Genomic DNA, 25,318 nt, shown 5'->3' with positions numbered 1-25,318 from the left:
CCTTCTAAATTAGGACTTTCATATCATTACTATAGCCCTTTTCATTTTTATACAAAATTCAAACTCTATTAATACTAGCTTAATAAGTGCTTTTTATAATAGAGTTGACTAATAAAAAGGAGTGGATTTGGGATGAGGCGTATTTTTTTTATGGTTGTATTAATAGGTATGATGGTAATGGCAGCTATGCCAACTTTTGCTGCCGAACAAGTATCTAAGAAAGATCAGCAACAGATCATGAATGTGGCACACCGCGGAGCTTCAGGACATGCACCAGAAAATACAATGGCAGCTTTTCACAAAGGTGTAAAAATGAAAGCAGATTACATTGAGATCGATGTGCAAATGACAAAAGATGGAGAACTTATTGCTATTCATGATACGACAGTAGATCGAACAACAGATGGATCTGGATTAGTTTCATCCTTCACCTTAGAAGAAATAAGACAGTTAGATGCTGGAAGCTGGTTTAGTGAAGAGTTTGCAGGAGAAACGATACCTACTTTTGAAGAAATATTAGATGAGTTTCGCGGTAAAGTAGGCATATTAATAGAGTTAAAAGGACCTGCTCTCTACCCTGGAATCGAAGAAAAAGTAGCAGATGCCTTAATCGAACGTAATATGCATCATTCTCAAAATAACAAAATTATTATCCAATCTTTTAATCACGAATCTGTGCAGTTGTCTAAAGAACTCTTACCAAACATTCCTCACGGTGTATTGGCTGGAATGACTTGGGCAGGTGTGACAGATGAACAACTTGCTGAGTTCGCTACATATGCGGATCACTTTAATCCTAACCAAAACATTGTCACAACAGAACTTGTAGACCGTGTACATGTAGTAGGTATGGAGATTTCCCCTTACACTTCCAGATCACAAGAGCAAGCAAACCGCTTATTTGAACTTGGGGTGGATGGTATCATTACGGACTATCCGGAACATGTTTACTCTCATCCAGTTAAAAGTAATTAAAATAATTATTTATTAATCAAAAGAGGGCTTTTAAGCCCTCTTTTTTTATTTAAAGTTAACCCTTTATTCTTCACTTTACTTCAGTCATCTCTTATCTATCCTTGATCTACAAAAATTTGCTAAAGAAGTAGTGATTTTTTTACCTTTTAATATCAAAGTATCTTATGTTACGATCTGGGACAGTATATGTCATAGGACTACACTTACATAATTGAGTCGTTTTTTGTATAATATTTGACATTTCTGTCGAATATTATTTGCTAATTCGTTTAGTTTTAGAGATAATGTAGTAGTTTTAAAATTTTGAATTGAGGTGAAATTGTGAAAGAAAAAGGTTTAGTTTTTTGGCTTTCACTTTCTATTTGCGCAGCACTTGTCATTTGGGGAGTGATTAATCCAGAGTATTTACAAGAAATCACATCAACTATAACTACTTATATTTCCGAGGCGTTTGGGTGGTATTATTTAATCACTATTATGATATTTTTGGCCTTCTGTATCTATCTGATTTTCTCGCGCTTTGGGAAAATTAAATTGGGTAAAGACAGTGATACTCCTGATTATCGTTTATCTTCATGGTTCGCCATGTTATTTAGCGCAGGAATGGGAATAGGCTTGGTATTTTGGACTACAGCTGAACCTATTTCCCATGCGTTTAAAAGTGCTCCAAAGGCTGAAATAGGTTCTGAAGCAGCGATAAAAGATGCTCTTCAATATTCTTTTTTCCATTGGGGAATCCATGCTTGGGCAGTATACGCAGTTGTGGCACTATCTTTAGCATATTTCAAATTCCGTAAAGACCAACCAGGTTTAATTAGTGCTACACTTACACCCATTCTAGGTAAACAAAATATGCAAGGAGCAGCTGGAAAGTTCATTGATATACTAGCCATTTTTGCTACAGTGGTAGGTGTGGCTTCTACGCTTGGCTTTGGTTCTGCACAAATCAATGGCGGGTTATCTTATTTGTTTAATACGCCAAATACTTTTGGTATGCAGCTGTTAATCTTAGTGGTTTCCACTGTATTATTCATTTTGTCAGCATGGTCTGGAATTGGGAGAGGTATTAAATATTTAAGTAACATTAATATGGGACTAGGATTCGCTTTATTACTGTTATTATTTGCCGTTGGGCCAACTCTCTATATTTTAAATATGTTTACATCGACCATTGGCAGTTATATTGCAAACTTTTTTGATATGAGTTTTCGTATATCACCCTTAAATGAAGAGGGCCGTACATGGATTGACAATTGGACTATCTTTTATTGGGCATGGTGGATTTCTTGGGCTCCATTTGTCGGTATTTTTGTCGCTAGAATTTCCAAAGGTCGTACCATCAAAGAATTTATGTTAGGAGTTCTTTTTGTACCGGCATTAGTTTGCTTTCTCTTTTTCTCAGTTTTTGGTGTTTCTGCTTTGAATGTGGAGCAAAGTGGCATCGACATGATTTCTAACTATTCTCTTGAAACGACAACGTTTGGAGTTCTCCAACATTACCCATTAGGTACGATGATGTCGATGATAACTATTGTTGTTATTGCTATCTTTTTCATTACGTCTGCGGACTCAGCTACGTTTGTACTAGGAATGTTAAGTACAAACGGATCGATCAACCCTTCTAGTTCTATTAAGATCACTTGGGGACTTACTTTGTCTGCAATTGCGGCTATTATTGTTTATTTCGGTGGTACACAAGGATTGCAAAATATGCTGATAATTGCTGCACTGCCGTTCTCCATTATCATGTTTTTGATGGCAGCATCATTTTACAAAATGGCAAAACAAGAAGTGGGAAAAAGGAAAGATCGAAAAAGGAAAAATAAACAATCTCCCAATATAAAATAAATAAACTTTTCATCCCATCCTTATGCGTTTCATCAGCAAAGGATGGGATTTTTTGTTTTCCCCTTCTTTTTCTAACCATTTGCTTCCTTACCCATCTATCCTATTTATTTTAAAAAATTAAAAACGGTCACTGAGCTTTACTGAACATCACTGAGCTTCACTGAGCTAGCTAAATGCCACTCAATACCACTCAACAGGTTTGGTGCACTGACAATGCTCTGATAAAATGCAAATTATTCTAAAGTCATTGGAGGAATGAACATTGGCTAAAAATAAAATTGCTATTGTAGATACAGATATTCACGAACGTGTTCAATACAAGGATATTCTAAAGTACCTTGATGAACCTTTTAAACATTATATTACGAATTGTCATTGGATACAGGAAAAGCATATGCCTTATACGCAACCAGCTGTAGCGGGTGTAGACCGAGCGGATGCAGTCCTGCCTGACGGTCGTCCAGCTGGTTCTGATTTAACATTTATGCAAAAACAGTTACTAGATGATATCGGCCATGAGTATGGTATTTTAACAAGTGCCTTAGACCCGTCTCCTTCATCTATGCACGGGTGGTATGAAATGGCGACAGCATTAGCATCTGCCTACAATGATTGGCAAATTGAAGAATGGTTAGAAAAAGATGATCGTTTATATGGATCTGTGCATATCGCAGCCCAGGATCGTGACGCTGCAGTAAAAGAAATTGAAAGAGTTGGATCCCATCCAAAGATGGTTCAGGTTTTACTGCCAATTGATGACATCATGTGGGGCGATCCATTCTATCATCCAATTTTTGAAGCTGCCGAAAAGCACAATTTAATGATTGGGATGCACCATAATGAACCGCCTGTTTACTACGGCAAATGGCCTAGATACTTTATAGAGTGGCATACCTTAATTCCAACTGCTCATATGAAACAGATAACGAACATGATTTTTAATGGTGTATTCGATAAATTCCCTAACCTGGGATTGATGATGATTGAAGGTGGATTTACTTGGGTTCCGCATATCATGTGGAAAATGGATCAACAATATCGAGACCTTCGACATGAAGTACCATGGTTAAAGAGAAAGCCTAGTGACATTTTTAAGGAACAAATTAGAGTAACAACTCAACCGGCAGAAGAGTTGACAAAACAAGAGTTTACGTCTCTTATTGAACAAATGGGTACTGATGAAATCCTTTGTTTCTCTACGGATTACCCACACTGGGATTATGATTCACCAACACGGGCACTGCCTAATATGGACCCAGATTTAAAGAAGAAAATTTTCGCTGAGAATGCCAAAGCATTTTATCCAAAATTACCTAACTCATAGGAGGGTGAAATATGAAAGAACAAGTCGTATGCAAGACAACTGACCTAGAGCCCGGACAAATGAAGGCATCTTTATTTGGGAAACAAAATGTATTGATTTGCCGTACATTGGACGGAGAATTTTATGCTTTTCTTAACCAATGTACCCATCAAGGTGCTCCACTTGATAAAGGAATGATTTGTGGAGCAACAACTGACAAAAGTAAACCAGGAGAATACGATTACTGTCGAAAAGGCGAGATTGTTCGTTGCCCATGGCATGGCAGAGAATTTGATATTAAAGACGAAGGTAGAATGTTAGCTAATCCTAATAAAAAGCTACCTAGCTATAAAGTAAGAATTGAAAATGACGATGTGATTATCTACAAATAAGAAAAAAGAAGGTGAGATGTAATGAATCAATCTGAAGAAATAGTAGACTCCATTATTATTGGTGCAGGCCCTACCGGTTTATTTGCTGCCTTCTATGGAGGTATGCGTGAAATGTCTGTCAAAGTAATTGACAGCCTCCCACAAGTTGGAGGACAGCTTATGGCATTGTATCCTGAAAAATATATTTATGACGTAGCTGGATTCCCAAAGGTATTAGCAAAAGATCTAGTCAACCAGCTAGAAGAACAGGCAAAACAATTCGACCCAGAAATTTGCCTCGAAGAAAATGTTCAATATGTGGAAAAATTAGACGAGCAGCTATTTAAAGTAACAACGACAAAAGATATTCACTATGCCAAAACGGTTATTATTACAAGCGGTGCTGGTGCCTTCCAGCCTCGACGTCTTAAGCATGATGATGCCCATTTATACGAAGGAAATAATCTGTTGTACTCGATAACAGACTTGCAATCATTTAAAGGCAAAAAAGTCTGTGTTGCAGGTGGAGGTGACTCAGCAGTTGATTGGGCACTAATGTTGGAAGAAGTGGCAAGTGAAGTCTCACTAGTCCATCGACGAGAAGCCTTTAGAGCACATGAACACAGTGTTAATCAATTAAAAGAGTCAAGTGTGAAAATCAAAACCCCTATGCTTATTGATAACTTAATCGGACAAAACGGATGCCTTGAACAAGTCATGATAAAAGAAAATAAAGGAGACAAAACTGAAACAATAGATGTAGACGCCTTTATTGTCAATCATGGGTTTCTTTCAGATCTAGGTGCTATAAAGCAATGGGGATTAAGTCTTGAAAAGAATTCTATTATGGTAAATGAAAAAATGGAGACCAATATCTCAGGTATCTATGCAGCTGGTGATATCACAACTCACGCTGGTAAAGTAAAATTAATTGCGTCTGGGTTTGGTGAAGCTCCTACTGCTATAAGCCAAGCAAAACATTATATCGATCCTAATGTAAAAATCCAGCCTCCTCATAGTACACGGGTTTTAAGTGGTGTATAAAGAAAACTAGGCGATTGACGAGCCTGTGGCGAGGTTAGCGAAAAAAGGAGGAAAATTAGTATATGAACCAAAAGAAAATGTTTATAAATGGACAATGGGTTGACGCTGTTAGCGGCCAAACGCGTGAAATTATCAACCCTTTTAACCAAGATATTGTGGCTAATGTAGCAGAAGGTGATAACCAAGATGCTCAATTAGCTATAAAAGCAGCACGAACAGCATTTGATCAAGGAGATTGGGCCACTACATCAGCAACTGAACGTGGAGCAATTGTTCGAAAAATTGCTGAACTAATCGAAAGAGATAAAGAAGAATTAGCTGAATTAGAATCACTAGATACAGGAAAAACGGTGGAAGAAAGCCGTGAAGATATGGACGATATCGCTGGTGTTTTCCGGTACTATGCAGAGATTGCAGACAAAGACGGTGGAGAAATTATTGATTCACCAATTCCAAACTCTGTGAGTAAAGTAGTACACGAGCCTGTTGGTGTATGTGGTCAAATTACTCCATGGAACTATCCATTATTACAAGCTTCATGGAAATTAGCTCCAGCACTTGCTACAGGAAATACATTAGTGATGAAACCTAGTGAAATCACACCGCTCACTACAATTAAAGTTTTTGAATTAATGGAAGAAGCAGGTGTCCCAGCTGGTGTAGCTAACCTTGTATTGGGTGCAGGAAATACGGTTGGTGCAGAACTTTCTACTAATGTTGATGTAGATTTAATTTCTTTTACAGGTGGAATTCATACTGGCAAGAAAATTATGCAAGCAGCAAGTGTTAATGTAAAAAAACTTGCATTAGAGCTTGGTGGTAAAAACCCTAACGTTGTTTTTGCTGATGCTGACTTTGACACTGCTGTAGATCAAGCAATGAACGCTGTTTTCTTCCATGCAGGTCAAATATGTTCCGCTGGTACAAGACTTATTCTGGAGGAAAGCATTCATGATGAATTTGTCCAAGCATTAGCAGAACGTGTTAAAAACATGAAACTAGGCAGCGGCTTTGATGAATCCACACAGATGGGGCCACTTATCTCTGCAGAACACTTAGCAAAAGTAGAGAACTATGTGGAAACAGGTAAAAAAGAAGGTGCCAACCTTATTATAGGTGGTAAGCGCCCAGAAGATCCTGAACTTCAAAATGGTTTCTTCTACTTACCAACTATTTTTACAGAATGTACAACCGATATGAGCATTGTACAAGATGAAGCATTTGGTCCCATTATTACAGTAGAAAAGTTCCATACAGAAGAAGAGGCAATACAATTAGCAAATGACTCTATTTACGGTCTAGCTGGTGGTGTATGGACAAATGACACGGTGAAAGCAGAACGCTGTGCCACGAAAATGCGCATGGGAACGGTATGGATTAATGAATTTAATCTTTATTTTCCACAAGCTCCTTGGGGTGGCTTTAAACAGTCAGGTATTGGCAGAGAGCTTGGGAAACTTGGCTTAGAAGAATATACAGAAACAAAGCATGTACTACAAAACCAAAAACCAGAACCTTTAAATTGGTTCTAATTATAGCAAAAAGGGGATCTTCGGACCTCTTTTTGCTATTAGAACTACATAATAATATCTTTACCTTCAACTAGGTTACTCAAAATAAAAGCTAACCGTTCATATAATAAGTGAACGATTGACCAAAAATGAAAGTGATTATACTGTAAATCGTGCTATTTGCTCTTTCAAATTAGATAATTGATTAGTTTGCGATTGAATCGATTGTTTCATTTCGTTCATGACATGTTGCTGTTTGACAGACTGTTCAGCTACATTATTTGCATGATTAGAAGATTCACTAACAATACTCGCCATTTCTTCTGCTGATGCTGATACTTCTTCTGTACTAGCAGAGATTTCCTCTGAAGTAGCTGAAACTTCTTCAACTTGCTTTGAAACACCTTTTATGGCTTCTAAAATATCTTGGAAAGAAGATCCAGTTTGCTCAATGACATGTAACCCTTCGGACACTTCTTTCTCGATGGTATTCATTGATTGAACAGATGATTGGGAATCCTGTTGAATCGACGTGATTAATGACGTAACATTTTTTGTTGCCTCATTCGTTTGCTCTGCCAATTTTCTTACCTCATCCGCCACTACAGCAAATCCTTTTCCGTGGTCTCCAGCTCTTGCTGCCTCAATAGCTGCATTTAATGCTAATAAATTTGTTTGTTCAGCTACATCTTGAATAAGATTAATGATTTGACTAATTTCATGCGACCTCTCACCCAATGAATTGGTTACTTTAGCTGATTCTGTAACCATTTCATTAATAGTTCTCATTTGTTGATTTGCTTGAGTGATCAATTGGTTACCACTCATAGCGGCTTCCGTTGTATCATTAGATGACTCCGTCACTGACTGCATACTATTTGCTATATCTTGTACCCCGATCGACATCTCCTCTGTTACTTTCGCTGTTTGTTCTGCACTTTCTTCCTGGGTTTTAGATCCTTCAGCCACTTGTTGGATCGCTGATGAGATCTCATCGGTACTAGTCGTTACTTCTACTGTCTTATCATTTAATATGTTTGACGCATCTGTTGTCTCTTGTATCGTTCGATGAATGTTTTTTATTAGAGATTGCATATTCTCCATCATTTGATTAAAGGAACGTGAAATAGTTCCTATTTCATCTTTACTTTTCACTGGCAACCTTACCGTTAAGTCTCCTTCATTACTAGCTAAACGTTTAATGTAATGGGAGATTTCTGTTAACGGACGTATTTTTTTGAATAAAATAAAAAACGTCGCAATCACTAATAAAAACATGAGAAAAATTAAACTATATGTAACATATAAATAGATATTTAATATTTGTTCCGACTTCGCTGTTTCATTTTGCGCTCGTTGATTCATCATTTGTAGAAATTCTTCAATCGGTTCCATAATAATCGCTTTATTTTGATCATAGTTTTCATCAAACATTAATTGACGGGCTCTGTCAAAATTCCCTTCCTCCACTGCTGCCATTGCGGCTTCTTCTGTTTCGACTAAAGCATCAGAATTGTTTTTTGCTTCTTCAATGAGTGCAAGTTCTTCTTCAGGAGCATTCATTTCCTTTAACCGTTGCACTACTTGATCCCGTATTTGTGTTTCATTCACTTCTCTCCAGTAATTATCATAATACTCCTTTTCTCCAAATTGCACATAACGGCGCGCTTGATTGGTTAAGTAATCTGATGCATTCGCTAAATCAATCCCTAATTGCTTGAATTCTGTCTGTCTTTCATAGGCAAGCCTTTGTTCTTGTTGACTTTCATTCATTTTAAACAGTGTAAAGCCAATGGCCACTGCAAAAATAAGGTAGATTGCACTAATCCATTTTAAAATTGATGCTATTTTCACCTTTTACTCCCCCTCTATCTTTGTTCGATGATTACTATTACCTATTACAAAATAATCATTTTCTTTGACGAAAATAATGACAGTATATAATTCAAAAGGGAGCATTTCCACCATTGTGTAAGATAATCTATCAAAAATTTGAATTCGTATATTTCACTTTATAGCAGCAATTGTCTTAAGTGATCTAGAAACTAAACAAAGATGGACATTGGCTAACAAAAGAGTTATTAGCCAAAGGCATAAATAAAATGGAAGATGTCCTTTTTGCAGAATGGTTAGAAAACGACGGATTATTTGTTATCCCTCATAAGAAACATATGTAAATCTATATACAGGCATTTCTTTTATTTATGGTATGGTGCACTATTGGAATCATTCGGAAACCTTGGACTTTGTTGAAAGGACCAAAAATCCAAATGACCGAAGATCTATAGCATTAAGGTCACTGACAAAAGTAATAGTGTTTCGGAGTCCTTGTCGATTCGGATATTTAGAAGTAAGTGAGCAAGATTTAGACTAATTGCAAATCAAATGATGATAAAAGAAGGGTAGAATAGGCTAACCTTCTTTTTATCATGCTGATTATCTAGTCAAGAATCCGGGACATTCCGTGAATATTTTTAAATATTTTCAGCAATCTATATATCGAATCTTTAAAATGAGGGTAGCAACTATATGGATATAATACAAAAGTACAAAAACTTTTTTTCAGTTCTTGGTAAATGGGTGATTTTAGGAAGCTTAATTGGCATAGTTGTTGGTTCAACAACGACTTTCCTTTTAGAGACAAACGATTATCTAGGGGAGGTGCGAGAAAAAAATGGATGGCTTATAGGTCTTCTTCCTCTTGGAGGAATTCTCTTAGGATACATATATATGAATTACGGCAAAGTGTTTTTTAATAATACTTTAAATGACACGGCTAAACTAAATAATTTAGTGATAGACACCGTTCATGGAAAAAAGAAGGTTCCCATGAGAATGGGGCCCATTGTCTATTTTGGAACCTTTCTAACAGTCTTTTTCGGCGGTTCAACGGGCAGAGAAGGTGCAGCTGTTCAAATGGGAGGAAGTGTAGCTGAAGCAGTAAACAGGCTCTTTAAAGTCAAGATAATCGATACAAAAATTTTAACGATGAGTGGCATAAGTGCTGGGTTTGGCGCCGCCTTTGGAGCACCTATAACAGGTGCTGTTTTTGGAATGGAAATGGCTGCATTAGGGAAAATGAAGTTTGAAGCATTCGTTCCTTGTCTTGTGGCCAGCTTTGTTGGCCACTTTATGACGACAGCAGCTTTGGGACATAAACACGAAGAGTTTATTATACAAAGTATACCAGAACTATCTTTTATTACATTTACAAAAGTTATTATTGTATCTGTTATTTTCAGTCTATTAAGTATTTTATACTGTCAGTTGAGACATGGTATACAAACTTTCTCTGAGAAACTTTTTAATAAAAACCATATGAAAAGAGCGTTTTTTGGAGGAATTATCATTGTGGCATTAACTTTAATTATAGGTTCACAAGATTATAATGGCCGAGGATTACAAATGCTAGAACAATCTTTTACAGAAGACGTTCCCCCCTTTGCTTTCTTGATAAAACTAATATTTACGGCGGTCACTCTTGGAACTGGCTTTGTTGGAGGAGAGGCTATACCCTTATTTTTTATGGGAGCAACATTAGGAAATACTTTACACACATTTATAGATTTACCTATATCCTTCCTCGCTGCATTAGGATTAATTGCTGTTTTTTGTGGCGCTGCTAATACCCCTATAGCAGCTTTCCTATTGGCAATGGAGATATTTGACGGAAAAGGACTAGAATACTTTTTTATTGCTTGTCTCGTTAGTTATATCTTTTCAGGTCACCATGGACTATGGCCTTCACAACAAATATATGAACCTAAAAGCAGGTTATATGATATAGCAAACGCTGAGACCATTAAAAACGTTGAACAGAAAAAAAAATCTAAAAATCAAATATAAAAATCTGAAGTATTCTTGCCATTTTCTTTACACAGTCACTCCTTCGCTACATAATGACTATTTAAAATAATAGAGAATAGAGTGAAGGATATTACTCACAATAGATATTGAAGCATTCCATCTTTAGGGCAAAATCAATAAATAAACTGAAATTGTAAAACTTAAATATATTTTCAACATAACAACGTTATATTTTGTTTAAAAAGGGGAGAATGTTTTGGATTTAAATTTCATATGGAAAGCTATTGTCGTTGTCCTGGGAGGCGTACTTATTTTGCGGTTAGCTGGGAGAAAATCAATTTCACAGCTTACGGTTGCTCAGACTGTTATGATGATAGCCGTTGGTTCATTAATCATTCAACCTGTAGGGGACAGGAACATTTGGATTACTATGTTGATTACATTTTTAATGGTCTTTACACTTCTTTTTATTGAGTATATTGTTTTAAAATCGAATACTCTAGAAACTTTGATTTATGGCAAATCACTAATAGTAGTCGAAAATGGACAAATTAATGAAAGCAATTTAAAAAAGCTACGATTAACAGTTGATATGCTTGAGGTACGAATAAGACAACAAAACATTAGAAGTATTAGTGATTTACAATGGGCTACAATAGAATCAAACGGTCAGTTAGGGTATATGTTAAAACCTGATAAACAATACGCTACGAAAGAAGATATTAAAATGCTAAAATCGCTAATAGAATTAAATCAATCTAATTCCCCTGCTGAAACCCCAATAACTCAAGCAAGTGTATCAGATGACATATTTACTGAGGTTAAAAATAGAAAACATATAGAAAAACCTAAAGAGAATTTGGATTAGGTAAATTTCTGTATTGAGTACAAATCTACTTTTATCTAATCCTTCTTTTGGATCTTACATGATCTTATAGTACAAAATCTTAACTAACTTTTTACTGTTTATGTGTTTGTTACAATCTTTTTTAGGGAATTGTCTATGTAAGATCATATAGAAATGAAATGAATTTAACTTATCTCTAAAAAGGAGGAGATTACATGAAACAGTTGCTATTTATACAAACTGGTACTGGAACAGATATTCATGGGCAGAATATTACAAAAGCGTCTGTTCGAGCAGTAGAAGATGCTATTCATTCTAATTCGATGCCAGGAATAGAAGGAATTCCATCAGAGAATTCAACAGAAATGGATGTACATGTTAAATTAGCAGTACCACTCGATCGTCAACAAGTACAAACGAAAGAGATTGAAGAAGTTATCCCTTATGGTACTGTCAATGTAGAAGTTACAGAGGGTGGTATGGCTACTTCAAATGGAATTATTCTAGAAGAAGACCATGACAAAAATGATTTGATGTATATAGTGAATGCTGCAGTAGAAGTGAGACACTAAGAATAAGATGCAGGCCCTACGCCTGCATTATTTATTCAAATATTTTCTATCATTCCGCTAAGAATCATTAAGGTATTAAATAACATATGCCAGATTACTGCAGGAATGATGCTTTTTGAATGGACTGTAAGAGCCCCGAAAAAGAATCCTCCCATACTAAATGCAAGGCAACTAACCCAAGAGAATCCTAAGGAATAATGTTGCAGACCAAATCCAATGCTCGTTATCAATACCGCCCATCGATTACCAAAACACTCAGAAAAACGACTTAGAAGTATGCCTCTCCAAATGATTTCTTCAAGCACGGAGTTAAGGATTGAAAAAATAAGCAAGAACCACCATATCTCTAGGATGTATGCCCAAGTATTATTCACAATAAACGGCATAAAAGCAATAAAATTAATAAACATCGCCATGGCGAGAAACATGCTTACTTTCGCTTGACGGAAACCAAACCATATAAATGGGATTCGAACGAACTCACCCCATTGCGGAGTCCGCCAATAGCTCATAAAAGGAAGTTTGTAAATAAGTGATATACATATTAATGGAATGATAAGAGCGATCAATGACACCCTATTGAGAATGATCCGCATTGCTTCAGGACTCATATCCGTAAACCATTCAGAATTCACATAGCCATAAAGAAAGAATCCGATGCCAAAAGTCAGTGTTATTACAACAAAAAATCTCATTGATTTATCAATGAAGATAAGCCCTGCACCTATTCCCCAAACAGTTATTAGCAAGTAGTTATTTAATTGTACAAGGATAATAAGTGACCCAAACAAGAATAACGATGCGATATTTCGTTTAGTACTAGTAGGAAATAAAAGAGTCTCCTTCATAAATGGTGAAGCTCCTTTGTTTATGGGCTATCCATATATATCTCTATATAATTGTTTTCGGCGCTCCTTTTGCCTATTTTTATATGTTCTATTTTTCTTCCTCTTTTTCTTTTCTGCTGTCTGTTTATTTGTATTCTCATTTTTCTTCTCCATTACCTTTTCTGTTGTCTGCTTATTTGTACTCTTATTTGTATTCTTGTTCGTCTTCCTCTTTTTTATCTCCGTTCCTACTTTCTCCTTAATCAGTTTCACTGTTGAGTTGACCATATCTTCTACTGGTATTTTCTCCATTAGAGAATCAAGTAAATCCTCTTTACTATCTGACGAAGACGAGTCTTCTTTTCCTTCGTTCTTATTTTGTTTCTCTAACTCTTGTTGGATAAATTGATTCCACTCCTCATCATTCGTCTGGTTGGAATTTGTCGTAAGTCCTTCTTCTTCTTCGGTCGAGTTAGAATCTGCTTTCCCTTGTATCTCATCCATTGATTGGAAACCTCCTTTTATATGTTTGATACACTTATTTTATTTTATAACTCTCCATATATATATTTATGTTAATTAGTGATTCTTGCTTAGACTACAGTGGATTTTAAAGAATAATAGTTTATTACCTATAGAATCTAGGATATTTATTCATATACTGAACTATTACAACAAAGCAGGAGTGAAAAAGAATGAAAACAGATAACATGGATATTGGCGATAAAATCTTATTCATTCTAGGCATGAGTTTATGCGGTGTGTTGTTTTTTGTATTAGTCGTTGGCGTTATCGTTGCACTGTTTATATCTTGGGGTGAGGACGACGAAAAACATGCGGAAACGATTGATTCCGTTCCGATGCAGGATAAAGAAAAAGTGCGACGGCGATGAAAATCGATTTCTACAAGCTGAAGCTTAGACTGAAAGGAATGCAAGAAAGGCAGTTCCTAAGGAGGTGATGCAGTTGTCGAGGAAAGAAATTTTGAAACAACTTCACCGGGAATTTAGATGCTTTACCGAGAACTATATGACAGCAGTCAAAAAAGGAGCGAACGTAGCCAAGAAAGAAATCAAAGAAACTGTAGGAAATCGTGATCAACCCGTGGAAGTCATTGTATTTAAATTATTCAAAGCCATCGAGAAGGGTGTACTATATGCCGCTAAACAAATGATTGATTTCGGAGTTAATATTGTCGAACAAACGAAAGAAAAGTCGAGAAAAAAATGAGGTAGTATATCATTCATTCTCTGTATATGTAAAGTTAATGACTGACTCTAAGGGATGTAGAGCCAGCCGTTGCTCAGTCACTTGATTGTTCTTTCCTGATCTCTTGCTGTAAACGGTGTCTGATGAGGCTCGGATTGTAATATTCGAGCATCTGAATCCCCGGTTTACGTTCAAAATACATGAAGTATCTTTTATAGGGTAATTTATTGTACAGATTGGGAAAGCGGATCTTAACCGGCTGTCTAAAAAGATCAACCGCTTCCTCCTCGTTTATGAACCCAGAGTCGACCACTTCTCGGAATGACCGTACTCCCAGTGAGCTGATCGCTTTGCCAATTCCCTGCTGTCGATTTGCAATGTTCTCAAACAAAGCAGGAGGTACGTGCTTGGAATATACAAGTGCAATGTTGTGTGAGACCACAAATCCACTTTTTTCACCGATCAAAACCGATTCTCGAATATAGTACGGACCTCCTGAAAATTCGCCCATTAAGTTGTTATCTTCAGCTATTGGCTCTTGGCGGATCACTTCTACCCTCACTTTCTCATTCAATAGGATTTCCAGCAAATCCGTTGTTCGTCCATCCGTCACTAATAGTAAGTCGAGTAACAATTCTTGTAACAGATCCGACGCTTTGCGTTCATACTGTGAGTCTACCATATTCTCACCTCCATCCCCTGTTATGGCAGGCTCTATTGTGGCAGTAATGGAAAACGGCTTAATGGTACAAACCGGAATTGCAAACGCCGTCCCAAAACGTTTGAAACTCTTCCATGTTGAGTTGCTGTTTCCCGTCGGAAAGAGCATTCGCGGGATCCGGATGCATTTCCACCATAACCCCATCTGCCCCAGCAGCAAGTGCCGCTTTTGCACAAGGTAGGAGAATATCTTTCCTTCCAGTCGAATGACTGACATCCACTAGCACAGGAAGATGGGTTTCCTGTTTTAAAATAGGAACAGCAGAAATATCAAGTGTATTGCGGGTCGCTGTCTCGAAAGTACGGATTCCACGTTCGATTAACATCACCTGGTCATTACCATGATGCATAATATACTCTGCTGCGAGCATAAATTCCTCCAAAGTAGCGGAAAGGCCTCGTTTCAGTAATACAGGTTTCTTCGTTTGGCCGACAGCTTTTAGCAGGTCGAAATTCTGCATATTACGAGCACCTATTTGAAAGATATCAATATACTTGGCTGCGGTATCAATTTGATCGGAACTCATAATTTCGCTAATTGTCACCAATCCCATTTCATCTGCTACATCCTTCATCATTTTTAATCCTTCTTCACCAATTCCTTGAAAACTGTAGGGAGAGGTTCTCGGTTTGAATGCTCCACCTCGCAACACCGTTAATCCAGCTTTCTTTAATACGGAACCAACCGATAAGAGCTGTTCTCTGGATTCGATCGAGCAAGGACCGGCAATTAACGTATGAGATGAACCACCAATAACCGTTTGCTTAACTTTAACAATAGTATCCTCACTTTTATGGTCGCGGCTTACGAGAAGCTGCGATTTCTTTTGTTGCGATTTATCACTCAAGGTTAACCATCCTTTCTTTTGTTAATCAATTAAAAACATCTGACCACTGACTGTTCTATTGTTGCATGCATGAATCTATCTTGATGCGCCGTTACTTCGTTTTTTTATATATACAGGCTTTATTGATGGCGTGTTATCCATGAGATCAATACGATCGATCATCGTAGTGATTTCAACAGTGACAGGTACCTGAAGTCGAGATGATAAGAGAGAACGGACATTTTCTTCTGACCATTTTTGGGACTCATGCGAATCTAGTAAAAAGTGCAACCTATCACCCTGTTCAAGTAGCTGCCAAGCATCCGGTGTAGGAGACAACGAATATACCGCTTCCTGGATGTCCATTGCGTCCAGGACAATGTTTCCGAAATGGATTCGATCCTTGCTTCGGCCGTAATGAATCAACTTAGCTCCAGTTCGACCGCAATCGCATAAACCATGCTCTAAAGAAATAATGTCTTCATTAAAATATCGCAGCAGTGGAGAACCTTGATGAGATAGCGTGGTGATTGTTGCAAAGCCTCTTTCTCCTTCATCCACAGAGTTTGAACCGTTCTCATTTAGCACTTCTACGAAAAAATCTTGTTCTACGATATGCATATTGCCGTATTCACACATTGTAGCGATATTAGCAGTTTCCGTTGAACCATACATATTAAATACTGGCACGTTCCACAGCTTTTCTATATGCTTTCTGCGCTTGTCGCTCATTAATTCACCAGCAACACAAATGGCACGCAATTCCGGAAAGTCCTTACTTGGATCAGAACCTCCTAGACGAGCCACTTCAGCCAGCAGTTCCATCTCACGCGGAAGACCGGCCATTACTGTGACAGAAAGATCCTTCAATAGGCTTAATACTCTTGGATAAGGAGTAACGACCGTACGTCCGCTGGCGGGAACGACTCCTGCCCCTGTTTGCCAAGCTGCATGCTGCATTAAGAATGCTGGCAGCGCCATTGCATAGGGAAAACGGATCAGGACAAGGTCTTCAGATGTCAAACGTACTCCGCATTCCTTCAGTTGTCTTCCGCCAATCTGCAAATCTTCTTGCGTAAACCATGAGGCAGAAGGCTCGCCAGTTGTACCAGTTGATTCGTGATATTGAGCTATTTCCTTCTTGTCGACGGCTAGGTGACCGAAAATGCCAGCTTCCCGTAAATCATTTTTTGTCGTTAATGGAAGTGATTGGATTTGATTCAAGTCAATTCCGTTTGCAGCATGATCCGATAGTTTCCGCTTATATAGGGGAGATTTTTGAATTCGCTTATACATCTCCTGAAACTTTCTTGACCTCTCTGTATAGATGTCACTCATTATGCCACCTCCTCTCTCACTTTTCGTTTTATTTATATAAATACTCTGGTCGCTTTTCCAAACGTACGAGGGATATCATCCCTGATTACAACTTTACAATCTACCCCAATTCGATCTTTCATGTGCTTTTGAATCTTTTCCGCCAATTGCTCGTCATTTAGATTCGTGCGGAATTTTTCGGCTTCAATTGTTAACACCCCTTGATTTAGCTTAAGGTGATACCATAAACCTACATCCGGAATCTCCATAAGAAAGTGCTCGATCATAAATGGAGAATAATCTACATTGTCTATACGCAGCATGTGCTCCATTCTTCCTCTTAGCTGCAGAACATCCATTGTAATTCCGCAATCACATTTGGATTTTTGTAAAACTCCTAGATCTCCGGTCCGATAGCGTACCATCGGCATCCCCTCGCGCAGTAGTGTCGTCACAACAATTTCCCCCGTTTGCCCGTATGGAAGCACTTCTTCAGAAAGCGGATCAATAATTTCCAATTTTATATGCCCTTCCATGACGTGATAACCTTGATGCTTACTGCATTCTACACCGATAACTCCGCACTCGGTTGAACCATAGAAAAACGAAACTTCGCATCCCCACCACTTTTCCAGACGTTCGCGGAAGGCGGGAGAACATCCTTCACCAGTAAGCCAGATTTTCTTCAACTGAATATCTTCACCTATCTTGATACCATACTTCTCGCTTTCTTCTGCTAGCAGCGCTGCGTAAGATGGTGTTGTTGTAAGAACAGTGGCTTGATATTCCTTCATTAATTCCAATGACTTATCAACCGGAGCCATGTAACCGCCTTTTCCAAGCGATAGTACTGCAGTACCAAAAGCAAATTGAAATAATCGCTGAAATCCAAGGCCAGGCAGCGCGAACTCATATGGAAGTGCAATTGCCGCAACATCATCATCGGATTCCTTAAACAGTTCCAAGTACTTCGGTAGCAAATCATATACATATTGATCAGCCAAGGTATAAGAGGTATAAATTGGTTTACCCGATGTACCACTTGTTAGATGAACTTGGCCTATTTCTTTAGGAGCAACACATAATATCTTCTCTTTATCACCTCTAATAACATCTTTCTCCAACATCGGTACAGATGCTAATTGTTCTAGACTATCTATTTTAGGCTCTTTGAATCCCGCCTCTTTTAACCTTGAATGATAGTGTTCATTTTGGTTCCACACATGTGCAAGCGTGGCGTTAATAGCCTGTAACTGATAATCTTCTATTTTTTCATGAGGAAGTTTTTCAATCGTTTTTCCTTGGTCATCTAATTTTTTATAAAATTCTTTGAATTGTTCTAAATGGGATGAATGTTTATCAACGGAAACTGTCATCTTATGCGTTTGGAACTTCTCCATTTTTTCACTCCTCCATTCCATGTATTTTTTCTAACGCTTCAAATTTCCACACACTACCTACTTGTACCATTTGCCTAGAAATAGAAAGATACCCTATGACAATATGGATTGCAGTGTCTAAGGGCTAATTTCCATAATGGTTTTGAAACATAATTTTTTGCAATATTTTTTCGATTTTTTTTACTTTACTTTTTGTTTTTCTATCTTTTTACTGTCCTCCTCCCTTTACTCTTTATGAAATGCAAGTAATGTCAGACTTGACTCGGACAAACATATAATTTTATAAAAATGAGGCATTTCATCCAAGCGGTTCCTATTAACACACATATCGTAGCTAGCATAAACCATTAATTTAAGGAGGAGGTTGATCCGCGTTGTTATACGGATTGGAGAATGATCCAGATTTTAAACATATCAATACAACTCTACTAGTCAGTTGTCCATCCAGTGATTCTGATCAGGGTGGCCTATTTTTGCTAGATTTAAAAAATAATGCTTTAGAGAAACTTTATACCGGAAGTTGTTCAGGAATGACGCTGGTTAATGATCGATTATTCATAGCATCCGATGATAACGAAATCATTACAATGGATCAGAGGTTCGAAGTTATCCAGAAAAAACAACTTCCGAAACTCGATCTTCACGATATCGTGAAGTTCAATGATCATGTTGTTCTGGTTGTAGAGACCGCAATGAATGCGATTGGGTGCTATGATACCGAAACATTCACACGATTAGGGGAGATTCGACTAAATACAGAGGACAAAGACGTCCATCATATTAATGATATTTGGTTGGATGGCCGTACATTGTATGTGTCTATGTTTTCCCCCTATGGCAAATGGTACATGAACCCTATACAAAAAAACGGTGCGATTGTCGCGATTGATTTGACCAATTTTCATCCCACTCAACAACTCCATATCGACCCTGAAAATCATGTCGTTGTAAAGGATTTGTATATGCCACATACGGTAATGATGCATCAAAACCAATTAGCTTATTGTGACTCTATGTCATTCAGTATCGTCGCCGGAAACAAGAAGCCCATCCAACTACCAGGTTTTACACGTGGTCTTGCCATAACAGAAAATACTATCTTTATCGGACAAAGCAGGATGAGGCATGTTTTACGAATCCCTCACGAATTCTCGAATTGCTGCTTGGATAGTGGAATCTATGTCTATGATCCTAAATATAGAATTTCGCGCTTTATACCATTGCCAGCACAACAGGTTTATCAAATTCAGATTCTTGATCCAAATTTTTATTTAGAAGGGAGTAATTTGTAATGAAACAATTTGAGAAAGGAAAAAAACTTTTTATGAAAGGTGTAGACGGAGATAAAAAGGCGGTAAAGCTCGCCTATGATATTTTCTTAAAACTTCGTGATTCCGAGCCTAACAATGCTCTTGTCGAAGCCTATTACGGGAGTACTCTTGCATTATTAGGACGAGATGCAGTTCAGCCTTTGGAAAAAGCAGATAAAGCGCAGGAAGGACTAGACGCATTAAATCAAGCAATTTCTAAGAATCCGAATCACAAGGAAATTCGGATGTTACGATCAAATGTATGTATACGTCTACCGGAATCCTTTTTTCAATGCTCAAAGATTGCTGTCAAGGATATCTCTTTCATGCTAGATCGTTATCAAAAAGACCCTAGTTACCTTACTAATAAACAGGTAAAAGAATTAATAAAGGATCTAAAGACCGCTTATCAGAATATGGGTAATCCGGATGAAGCAAGTAAAGTTTTACAACGTTATTCCAAATTGACATCGAAGAAAAAGTAGTAAAAAAACAAAAGGGAGGGATAAACATTTGGTAAGTATGAGTGAGAAAGATATTGAGAATTTACATGAACAAGTTAGTTCATTACACAAAGACGCCGTGGAAGGCAATGAAAAGGCCGTTCAAGACATGCATCAATTGTTGGAACGGGTGCGATCTGACAATTCAGACATCCCACTTTTGGACGCATATCATGGCAGTACCATGATTTTAATTGCTAGGGATAAAACAAATCCGTTAGAAAAATTGAGGTGGTCCAAATCAGGACTAAAGCTTCTAGACGAAGCGGTAAGTGCCGCCCCTCAAAATATCATGATCCGATTATTACGAGGTAAGGCTGCCTATCAATTGCCTGAAAAGTATTTCCAGCGATCACGAACAGCGATTGAAGATTACACTTTTCTTATTGAACAACAAATACATGGAGAAGGCTTTCTCGAAACCAAAAGATATTGGCAGCTTATTTATGAACTAGGTGAAGTATACTACCGAATCGGTCGAAATGAGGATGCTCGTAAGTGCTGGCATACGCTGAAGAACAAAACACAGGCCCCTGATTTATTGCATCTTATCCATCTAAAGCTTAAGTCTTTGGAAGGTAAACCTGCTGTTGAGTATATACCAAACGCAGAGAGTCCGATATCAAATTTGATAAGGAGGGCCGTTAGTGCTTTTGAGAGCGAACTGCGCAACGGGGCTAAGGGAGAATAGAAAGTAGAAACACCTCATAAAAGCACAAAAAGAAAACATTTAGGCCAACTTCCAACAGATAGTGAAGGAAAGTTCCATTGAAAGGAGGTGAACCATATATGACAAAAGAGACTATTAAAAAAGTGATTAAGGAAGCAAGGGAACACTCTGAACCTATCGTTGCAGATGCTTTGGCCAAAGGAGTCAACCAACTCAGCAATGAAATGAATGATGTGGTGAGCGATGCAAATCAACCTCCTCGAATTCTATTAAGAAATATAGCTACTACTTTGAAAAATGGCGCCATTACAACAGGAAAAGAAATGATGACAAGAGGGGTAGAAAGTATTCAGAAAAACCAGGAATAAACTTCCTGTTTTTTTGTCATGATTAGATTACAACTTCATTAACAAAAAACACCATAGCTGATCGCTGTGGTGATTTTTTATGCTATCTCTCTTTATTATTCTTTTTTTTCAATGCATCTTGCATTAATTGTAGAGCCTCTTTATTCTTCGGCTCTATAGCTAATGCTTCGTTTAGTGCTTCTTTTGCTTTACCCAGATCAGCCGTTTCCATATAACATTTAGCCAGAGATACCCATATTTCAATATCATTCATCCCTTGGTCAATACAATAACGGAATTCTTTAGCTGCTTTAGCAGGGTCCCCCCCTAGCATATCCGGCGTATTCAACAATTTGGAACCATTCATCCTCCTTGCGAGTGGCAATGTCGGGTCCATTTCTAGAGCAATCGTGACCTCGTTTTCTAACTTGGAATAAAGCTTCATTTTATCTGTTAAACTCCAAGCTGCATCAATTTGACGACCGTAAACTGCAGCGAGCCATGCATGAGCTTCCGCACTGTGAGGAACCAGTGTAATTGCCTCTTCGAACAATTGATGTGCTTTCTCGTAATCATTTATTTTAAAAGCACTGTACCCTCGACGAAGCATATCTCGCAATTGAATAGATTTGCTTACATCAGGATCTTCATTATCACCTTTACTTATATATTCCTGCCTCTTTGACTGATCGTGATTGTCGTCAGACATGGATAATTCTCTCCCTTCGGATAATCTTCAGCCATGCATAGTCTAATGTCGTTTATAATGATCTTTTCAGCGACTTAAGGACTAAAATGTTTTCAGGTACTGATACTGTCTAGGCTTCTGTCTGAATCTCTAATTCTTATCTTCCTAAAGCGGTCGGCGTAACGACAACATGAAATGAATTGCTGTCTTGATACGATAATCTCACCTGAATGATTCGACAAGAAGCAAATGTAGTATTACTTTCACATGGTTTTCCTATCTATGCATTATTAAAAGAGATATATTCATTATATGTTGTTTTTCTTGATATGCTCTCGGCTAATGCCAATATTAAGGCCATCAATAAAGAAATAAGAATAACCAAAACAAAAATGCAACCAACTAAATAAATATCAGGAAATTTGGGCTCATTTCATTAGATATTGTGAAGTCTAATTAATCATCTTAAATTCATTTATTAATTTACCTGCAGATTTATGTAAATAGTTATTTACATTATTTTTTTCATTTGGTAAACTTTTTATCATACAGGAAACATTTTAACCTGTAAGGCATATGATTGATTGAAGTAAATATCAAATTTAAGAATTTTATCCTAAACAAGAAACTTCAAGCATTTTTTTACTTAAAAAGTTTCCCTTAGGAAAAATAAATTCTTTAAGAAAAAAACAATAAGGGGAGTAGGAAATGAGTTTTTTTAAAAATATAGGAGCGCTTTCATCTCTAATCGTTTTAATGCGTGTTCTTTTTGGAACAGGTTGGTTATTAGCAGGGGTAACTAAACTTACCGAAAAGTCATGGTTTAAAGAACCAGGATTATTTTTGAACGAGTATCTGATGGATTCATTACAAAATTCTGATGTCCCGACCTTTTATAAAATTTTCATAGAGAATGTAGTTTTAGAACATGTGATGATTTTCAACTATGTTATACCCATTACTCAAATTATACTGGGTATATTTCTAATAGCAGGTTTATTCACCATACCTTCTATTCTTGTTTGTCTCTTTATGCACATTAACTTTATCCTATCTGGAAATATGAATTTAATTAGTCTTATTCTTTATACAAATGCATTTTCATTAATTATTTTTAGAAAAAGTATATATCACTTCAGCCTTGATAAGTATTTTAATTTGGAAACTTTATTCGCCATTAATCTAAATAAAAGAGAAAAAAACTTCTCTTCATCATCTAAAAAACAAAGATTACTTAATAATACCTAAATCTATTATTGATTAAAAATGTCTGATAACATTATAGTAATCCAATAAAGCAACCCCAAAATATTAGCAAACACAAAAACATAAAGCAAAATTCTAGTAATCTTCAATATTATGACTCCCTTATTTATTAATCTTACTGATAATTCATAACAATTGCATTCAAAAATCACTTTAAAAATAAAGTTCAAAACCGCTATTTTGATTAGTACTGGCTTTGAACTTTATTTTATCAGCTTTATACTACTTATGATACGGTTCACCGTGGTAATTTAAGAGGCAAAAAATGATCTGGTAAAAGTGTACTTTTTCAGTAACCTCATCCCTGATGACAGATGCCATCACTCTAGTTCTTTCTATCTGTATTCGCTTATCTCCACTACCATTTTTAACAAAATAAAAAATAAGGGCGCCCAAAGTTCTTAAGCTTAGCTTTTGGATCGCCCTTTTCCCATTTTTATATAAATATCGCTACTCTAGGTTAGCATGTCTTGTAAACATCGTACTTGAATCTAATTCTTTTCGCTCCATAAATCTTAATATGAGAGAATCGTAGAATAGTAATAAAGATTGTTCAAATAGAGAACCCATCGGCTGGATCGTAGTTAATTCACTAACTGTTTCAGCCTTTGCTTGTGCCGAAATTTTCACTGCAATATCAGCCACTTTGCCAATACTGGATTCTGGGAAAATAGTAACAAGTGCTACGGTTGCCCCAATGCCTTTTGCCTTTGCAGCCATCGATAACAAACTGTTCGTTTCCCCTGATCCTGATCCGATAATTAATAAATCATCTTTTTCTAAATTAGGAGTTACCGTTTCGCCAATGACATAAACATCCAGGTTCATATGCATTAATCTCATGGCAAAAGACTTACCCATAAACCCCGATCTACCTGCTCCTACAACAAATATTTTTTTGGCGTTAAGTATAGCCTCTACTATTTTTTCAGCTTCCCCATCAACCATTAGATTCGCTGTACGTTTTAACTCATTGATAACTTGTGAAAGATATTGAGTCGTCTGCATAATATAATCAACCCTTTAAACTAAAATTCCTTTATCCATTATTTTTCTTATTTCAGCAGATACGGCTTTTTTATCTTCTTGCCCTGTAATGCCACCACCAATAATAACAAGATCAGGCTGTGATTGAACAACTTCTGGAATAGTAGTTAACTTAATTCCACCTGCAACTGCAGTTTTGGCATTTTTCACAACAGCCTTTATTGTTTGCAGCTGTTCAAATGGTTTTTCTCCTTCAGCTTGTAAGTCATAACCAGTGTGTACACAAATATAATCTACACCCAGTTGATCTACATCCTTAGCACGCTGCTCTAAATCCTTTACATTAATCATATCTACAAGAATTTTGGTCCCATGTTTTTTGGCTTCTTCAACAGCTCCCTTGATAGTGGAATTATCCGTTGCCCCTAGTACTGTTACAATGTCAGCCCCTGCCTCTGATGCTTTCATGACTTCATATGCGCCTGCGTCCATAATTTTTAGATCTGCTAATACTCTTAAAGAAGGAAATGCTTCGTTCATTTCTTTTACGGCCTTAAGTCCCTCGTTAATCACGACAGGTGTACCAATTTCTACGATATCAATATGCTCCTGTACCTCATTGACTACTGCTTTACCTTCTGGGATGTTTACTAAATCTAATGCTAATTGAAGTTCCATTTTCTTCACTCCTTAAATTGGTTATTTTGTTTATGTATTTATTATAAAATCAATTGGAATAAAGAGGAAGTACGCACTTTAATCTCACATAGTTACAAATAATTCACTTAGTATCCTATAGAACAAAAGCGGAATTGTCTTCAAAACGAGCAACACATATGTTTCTGCGATGAATATTCTGTGTAGCTTTCCTTAGTACGGTAACTCATCCCAAAAATCCGAAGTTACCTCAAAGTAGTGTTTCGTTGGAACTGGACTAGACCTAACACAAATACCTAGTTATTTACAGCT

At 37.0% G+C, this 25,318-nt stretch carries 25 protein-coding genes and 1 pseudogene; 16 read left to right on the top strand and 10 right to left on the bottom strand.

Annotation, left to right across the window (positions count from 1 at the left end):
• The first annotated feature begins 132 nt into the window (after positions 1–132).
• The 6 genes from GHD00_RS14275 (at position 133) to betB (ending at position 7,073) form a co-directional block, all read left to right on the top strand.
• Positions 133–975 (top strand): glycerophosphodiester phosphodiesterase, encoded by an 843-nt coding sequence (locus GHD00_RS14275; protein ID WP_163538831.1) that lies wholly within the window; start codon positions 133–135, stop codon positions 973–975.
• A 321-nt stretch (positions 976–1,296) separates the two neighbouring features.
• Positions 1,297–2,823, top strand: coding sequence for a glycine betaine uptake BCCT transporter (locus tag GHD00_RS14270; protein WP_163538830.1), 1,527 nt, complete (start codon positions 1,297–1,299; stop codon positions 2,821–2,823).
• 262 nt (positions 2,824–3,085) lie between these two features.
• On the top strand, positions 3,086–4,147 hold the full coding sequence (locus tag GHD00_RS14265; RefSeq protein WP_163538829.1) for an amidohydrolase family protein: 1,062 nt from the start codon (positions 3,086–3,088) through the stop codon (positions 4,145–4,147).
• Between the two features lie 11 nt (positions 4,148–4,158).
• Positions 4,159–4,518, top strand: coding sequence for a Rieske (2Fe-2S) protein (locus GHD00_RS14260; RefSeq protein ID WP_163538828.1), 360 nt, complete (start codon positions 4,159–4,161; stop codon positions 4,516–4,518).
• A gap of 21 nt (positions 4,519–4,539) precedes the next feature.
• Complete coding sequence (locus tag GHD00_RS14255; protein ID WP_163538827.1) at positions 4,540–5,541, top strand: NAD(P)/FAD-dependent oxidoreductase; 1,002 nt, start codon at positions 4,540–4,542, stop codon at positions 5,539–5,541.
• 62 nt (positions 5,542–5,603) lie between these two features.
• Entirely contained in the window at positions 5,604–7,073 is a 1,470-nt protein-coding gene (betB, locus tag GHD00_RS14250; RefSeq protein ID WP_163538826.1) for a betaine-aldehyde dehydrogenase, read from the top strand.
• Positions 7,074–7,211: 138 nt separating this feature from the next.
• Here betB and GHD00_RS14245 read toward each other — a convergent pair whose 3' ends face one another.
• Positions 7,212–8,906: a methyl-accepting chemotaxis protein gene (locus GHD00_RS14245; protein ID WP_163538825.1), complete on the bottom strand. Its 1,695-nt coding sequence runs from the start codon at positions 8,904–8,906 to the stop codon at positions 7,212–7,214.
• Between the two features lie 675 nt (positions 8,907–9,581).
• Between GHD00_RS14245 and GHD00_RS14235 the strand changes: the two genes are divergently transcribed.
• The 3 genes from GHD00_RS14235 (at position 9,582) to GHD00_RS14225 (ending at position 12,278) form a co-directional block, all read left to right on the top strand.
• Positions 9,582–10,898 (top strand): chloride channel protein, encoded by a 1,317-nt coding sequence (locus tag GHD00_RS14235; protein WP_163538824.1) that lies wholly within the window; start codon positions 9,582–9,584, stop codon positions 10,896–10,898.
• Positions 10,899–11,115: 217 nt separating this feature from the next.
• Complete coding sequence (locus GHD00_RS14230; protein WP_163538823.1) at positions 11,116–11,727, top strand: DUF421 domain-containing protein; 612 nt, start codon at positions 11,116–11,118, stop codon at positions 11,725–11,727.
• 194 nt (positions 11,728–11,921) lie between these two features.
• The gene (locus tag GHD00_RS14225; protein WP_163538822.1) at positions 11,922–12,278 is read left to right on the top strand and encodes a Lin0512 family protein; all 357 of its coding nucleotides are present in this window, start codon (positions 11,922–11,924) and stop codon (positions 12,276–12,278) included.
• A gap of 35 nt (positions 12,279–12,313) precedes the next feature.
• Here the strand turns inward: GHD00_RS14225 and GHD00_RS14220 are convergent, their stop codons facing one another.
• Both GHD00_RS14220 and GHD00_RS14215 read right to left on the bottom strand, forming a co-directional pair.
• Positions 12,314–13,126, bottom strand: coding sequence for a CPBP family intramembrane glutamic endopeptidase (locus GHD00_RS14220; RefSeq protein ID WP_163538821.1), 813 nt, complete (start codon positions 13,124–13,126; stop codon positions 12,314–12,316).
• A gap of 27 nt (positions 13,127–13,153) precedes the next feature.
• Positions 13,154–13,609 (bottom strand): hypothetical protein, encoded by a 456-nt coding sequence (locus GHD00_RS14215; protein WP_163538783.1) that lies wholly within the window; start codon positions 13,607–13,609, stop codon positions 13,154–13,156.
• A 191-nt stretch (positions 13,610–13,800) separates the two neighbouring features.
• On the opposite strand from GHD00_RS14215, the gene GHD00_RS14210 reads away from it, so the two are divergent.
• Both GHD00_RS14210 and GHD00_RS14205 read left to right on the top strand, forming a co-directional pair.
• Positions 13,801–13,998 carry a hypothetical protein gene (locus tag GHD00_RS14210; RefSeq protein WP_163538820.1) on the top strand — a complete coding sequence of 66 codons (198 nt, stop codon included), beginning with the start codon at positions 13,801–13,803 and terminating at the stop codon, positions 13,996–13,998.
• A 73-nt stretch (positions 13,999–14,071) separates the two neighbouring features.
• Positions 14,072–14,335: a hypothetical protein gene (locus GHD00_RS14205; RefSeq protein WP_163538819.1), complete on the top strand. Its 264-nt coding sequence runs from the start codon at positions 14,072–14,074 to the stop codon at positions 14,333–14,335.
• A gap of 73 nt (positions 14,336–14,408) precedes the next feature.
• On the opposite strand, the gene GHD00_RS14200 is transcribed toward GHD00_RS14205, so the two are convergent.
• The 4 genes and pseudogenes from GHD00_RS14200 to GHD00_RS14185 form a co-directional block, all read right to left on the bottom strand.
• Positions 14,409–14,996, bottom strand: coding sequence for a chorismate pyruvate-lyase family protein (locus tag GHD00_RS14200; RefSeq protein ID WP_163538818.1), 588 nt, complete (start codon positions 14,994–14,996; stop codon positions 14,409–14,411).
• A 58-nt stretch (positions 14,997–15,054) separates the two neighbouring features.
• Positions 15,055–15,873, bottom strand: a pseudogene (locus GHD00_RS14195) (bifunctional 3-deoxy-7-phosphoheptulonate synthase/chorismate mutase); the annotation flags it as partial.
• 84 nt (positions 15,874–15,957) lie between these two features.
• Positions 15,958–17,199, bottom strand: a complete 1,242-nt coding sequence (locus GHD00_RS14190) for a phenylacetate--CoA ligase family protein (protein WP_163538816.1) — start codon at positions 17,197–17,199, stop codon at positions 15,958–15,960.
• A gap of 32 nt (positions 17,200–17,231) precedes the next feature.
• Positions 17,232–18,578 carry a phenylacetate--CoA ligase family protein gene (locus GHD00_RS14185; protein ID WP_163538815.1) on the bottom strand — a complete coding sequence of 449 codons (1,347 nt, stop codon included), beginning with the start codon at positions 18,576–18,578 and terminating at the stop codon, positions 17,232–17,234.
• 374 nt (positions 18,579–18,952) lie between these two features.
• Here GHD00_RS14185 and GHD00_RS14180 point away from each other — a divergent pair, with 374 nt between their 5' ends.
• The 4 genes from GHD00_RS14180 to GHD00_RS14165 all read left to right on the top strand — a co-directional run bounded on the left by GHD00_RS14180 (position 18,953) and on the right by GHD00_RS14165 (position 21,429).
• Positions 18,953–19,870 carry a DUF4915 domain-containing protein gene (locus tag GHD00_RS14180; RefSeq protein WP_163538814.1) on the top strand — a complete coding sequence of 306 codons (918 nt, stop codon included), beginning with the start codon at positions 18,953–18,955 and terminating at the stop codon, positions 19,868–19,870.
• Positions 19,870–20,373 (top strand): hypothetical protein, encoded by a 504-nt coding sequence (locus GHD00_RS14175; protein ID WP_240468711.1) that lies wholly within the window; start codon positions 19,870–19,872, stop codon positions 20,371–20,373. The genes GHD00_RS14180 and GHD00_RS14175 overlap by 1 nt, the downstream gene beginning before the upstream one ends.
• A gap of 37 nt (positions 20,374–20,410) precedes the next feature.
• Entirely contained in the window at positions 20,411–21,082 is a 672-nt protein-coding gene (locus GHD00_RS14170) for a hypothetical protein (protein ID WP_481810391.1), read from the top strand.
• A gap of 98 nt (positions 21,083–21,180) precedes the next feature.
• Complete coding sequence (locus GHD00_RS14165; protein WP_163538812.1) at positions 21,181–21,429, top strand: hypothetical protein; 249 nt, start codon at positions 21,181–21,183, stop codon at positions 21,427–21,429.
• Positions 21,430–21,511: 82 nt separating this feature from the next.
• Here the strand turns inward: GHD00_RS14165 and GHD00_RS14160 are convergent, their stop codons facing one another.
• Positions 21,512–22,117, bottom strand: coding sequence for a tetratricopeptide repeat protein (locus GHD00_RS14160; protein WP_163538811.1), 606 nt, complete (start codon positions 22,115–22,117; stop codon positions 21,512–21,514).
• Between the two features lie 687 nt (positions 22,118–22,804).
• Here GHD00_RS14160 and GHD00_RS14155 point away from each other — a divergent pair.
• A complete protein-coding gene (locus GHD00_RS14155) occupies positions 22,805–23,344 on the top strand; it encodes a TQO small subunit DoxD (RefSeq protein WP_163538810.1) in 540 nt (179 codons plus the stop codon).
• 468 nt (positions 23,345–23,812) lie between these two features.
• On the opposite strand, the gene hxlB is transcribed toward GHD00_RS14155, so the two are convergent.
• Both hxlB and hxlA read right to left on the bottom strand, forming a co-directional pair.
• Entirely contained in the window at positions 23,813–24,370 is a 558-nt protein-coding gene (hxlB, locus tag GHD00_RS14150; RefSeq protein ID WP_163538809.1) for a 6-phospho-3-hexuloisomerase, read from the bottom strand.
• 15 nt (positions 24,371–24,385) lie between these two features.
• On the bottom strand, positions 24,386–25,027 hold the full coding sequence (hxlA, locus tag GHD00_RS14145; RefSeq protein ID WP_163538808.1) for a 3-hexulose-6-phosphate synthase: 642 nt from the start codon (positions 25,025–25,027) through the stop codon (positions 24,386–24,388).
• Between the last annotated feature and the right edge of the window lie 291 nt (positions 25,028–25,318).

The sequence above is a fragment of the Gracilibacillus sp. YIM 98692 genome (assembly GCF_010993965.1).
Lineage (GTDB): Bacteria > Bacillota > Bacilli > Bacillales > Amphibacillaceae > Gracilibacillus.
This window is presented reverse-complemented; position numbering and strand designations above follow the sequence as displayed.

Bases quoted from the DNA above. Each gene is read 5' to 3' on its own strand.
- GHD00_RS14165 (WP_163538812.1), top strand. From the start codon at position 21,181: ATGACAAAAGAGACTATTAAAAAAGTGATTAAGGAAGCAAGGGAACAC.
- GHD00_RS14155 (WP_163538810.1), top strand. From the start codon at position 22,805: ATGAGTTTTTTTAAAAATATAGGAGCGCTTTCATCTCTAATCGTTTTA.
- GHD00_RS14170 (WP_481810391.1), top strand. From the start codon at position 20,411: ATGAGTGAGAAAGATATTGAGAATTTACATGAACAAGTTAGTTCATTA.
- GHD00_RS14260 (WP_163538828.1), top strand. From the start codon at position 4,159: ATGAAAGAACAAGTCGTATGCAAGACAACTGACCTAGAGCCCGGACAA.
- GHD00_RS14275 (WP_163538831.1), top strand. From the start codon at position 133: ATGAGGCGTATTTTTTTTATGGTTGTATTAATAGGTATGATGGTAATG.
- GHD00_RS14220 (WP_163538821.1), bottom strand. From the start codon at position 13,126: ATGAAGGAGACTCTTTTATTTCCTACTAGTACTAAACGAAATATCGCA.
- GHD00_RS14175 (WP_240468711.1), top strand. From the start codon at position 19,870: ATGAAACAATTTGAGAAAGGAAAAAAACTTTTTATGAAAGGTGTAGAC.
- GHD00_RS14200 (WP_163538818.1), bottom strand. From the start codon at position 14,996: ATGGTAGACTCACAGTATGAACGCAAAGCGTCGGATCTGTTACAAGAA.
- GHD00_RS14210 (WP_163538820.1), top strand. From the start codon at position 13,801: ATGAAAACAGATAACATGGATATTGGCGATAAAATCTTATTCATTCTA.
- GHD00_RS14160 (WP_163538811.1), bottom strand. From the start codon at position 22,117: ATGTCTGACGACAATCACGATCAGTCAAAGAGGCAGGAATATATAAGT.
- GHD00_RS14255 (WP_163538827.1), top strand. From the start codon at position 4,540: ATGAATCAATCTGAAGAAATAGTAGACTCCATTATTATTGGTGCAGGC.
- GHD00_RS14190 (WP_163538816.1), bottom strand. From the start codon at position 17,199: ATGAGTGACATCTATACAGAGAGGTCAAGAAAGTTTCAGGAGATGTAT.
- GHD00_RS14235 (WP_163538824.1), top strand. From the start codon at position 9,582: ATGGATATAATACAAAAGTACAAAAACTTTTTTTCAGTTCTTGGTAAA.
- GHD00_RS14185 (WP_163538815.1), bottom strand. From the start codon at position 18,578: ATGGAGAAGTTCCAAACGCATAAGATGACAGTTTCCGTTGATAAACAT.
- GHD00_RS14215 (WP_163538783.1), bottom strand. From the start codon at position 13,609: ATGGATGAGATACAAGGGAAAGCAGATTCTAACTCGACCGAAGAAGAA.
- GHD00_RS14225 (WP_163538822.1), top strand. From the start codon at position 11,922: ATGAAACAGTTGCTATTTATACAAACTGGTACTGGAACAGATATTCAT.
- hxlB (WP_163538809.1), bottom strand. From the start codon at position 24,370: ATGCAGACGACTCAATATCTTTCACAAGTTATCAATGAGTTAAAACGT.
- betB (WP_163538826.1), top strand. From the start codon at position 5,604: ATGAACCAAAAGAAAATGTTTATAAATGGACAATGGGTTGACGCTGTT.
- hxlA (WP_163538808.1), bottom strand. From the start codon at position 25,027: ATGGAACTTCAATTAGCATTAGATTTAGTAAACATCCCAGAAGGTAAA.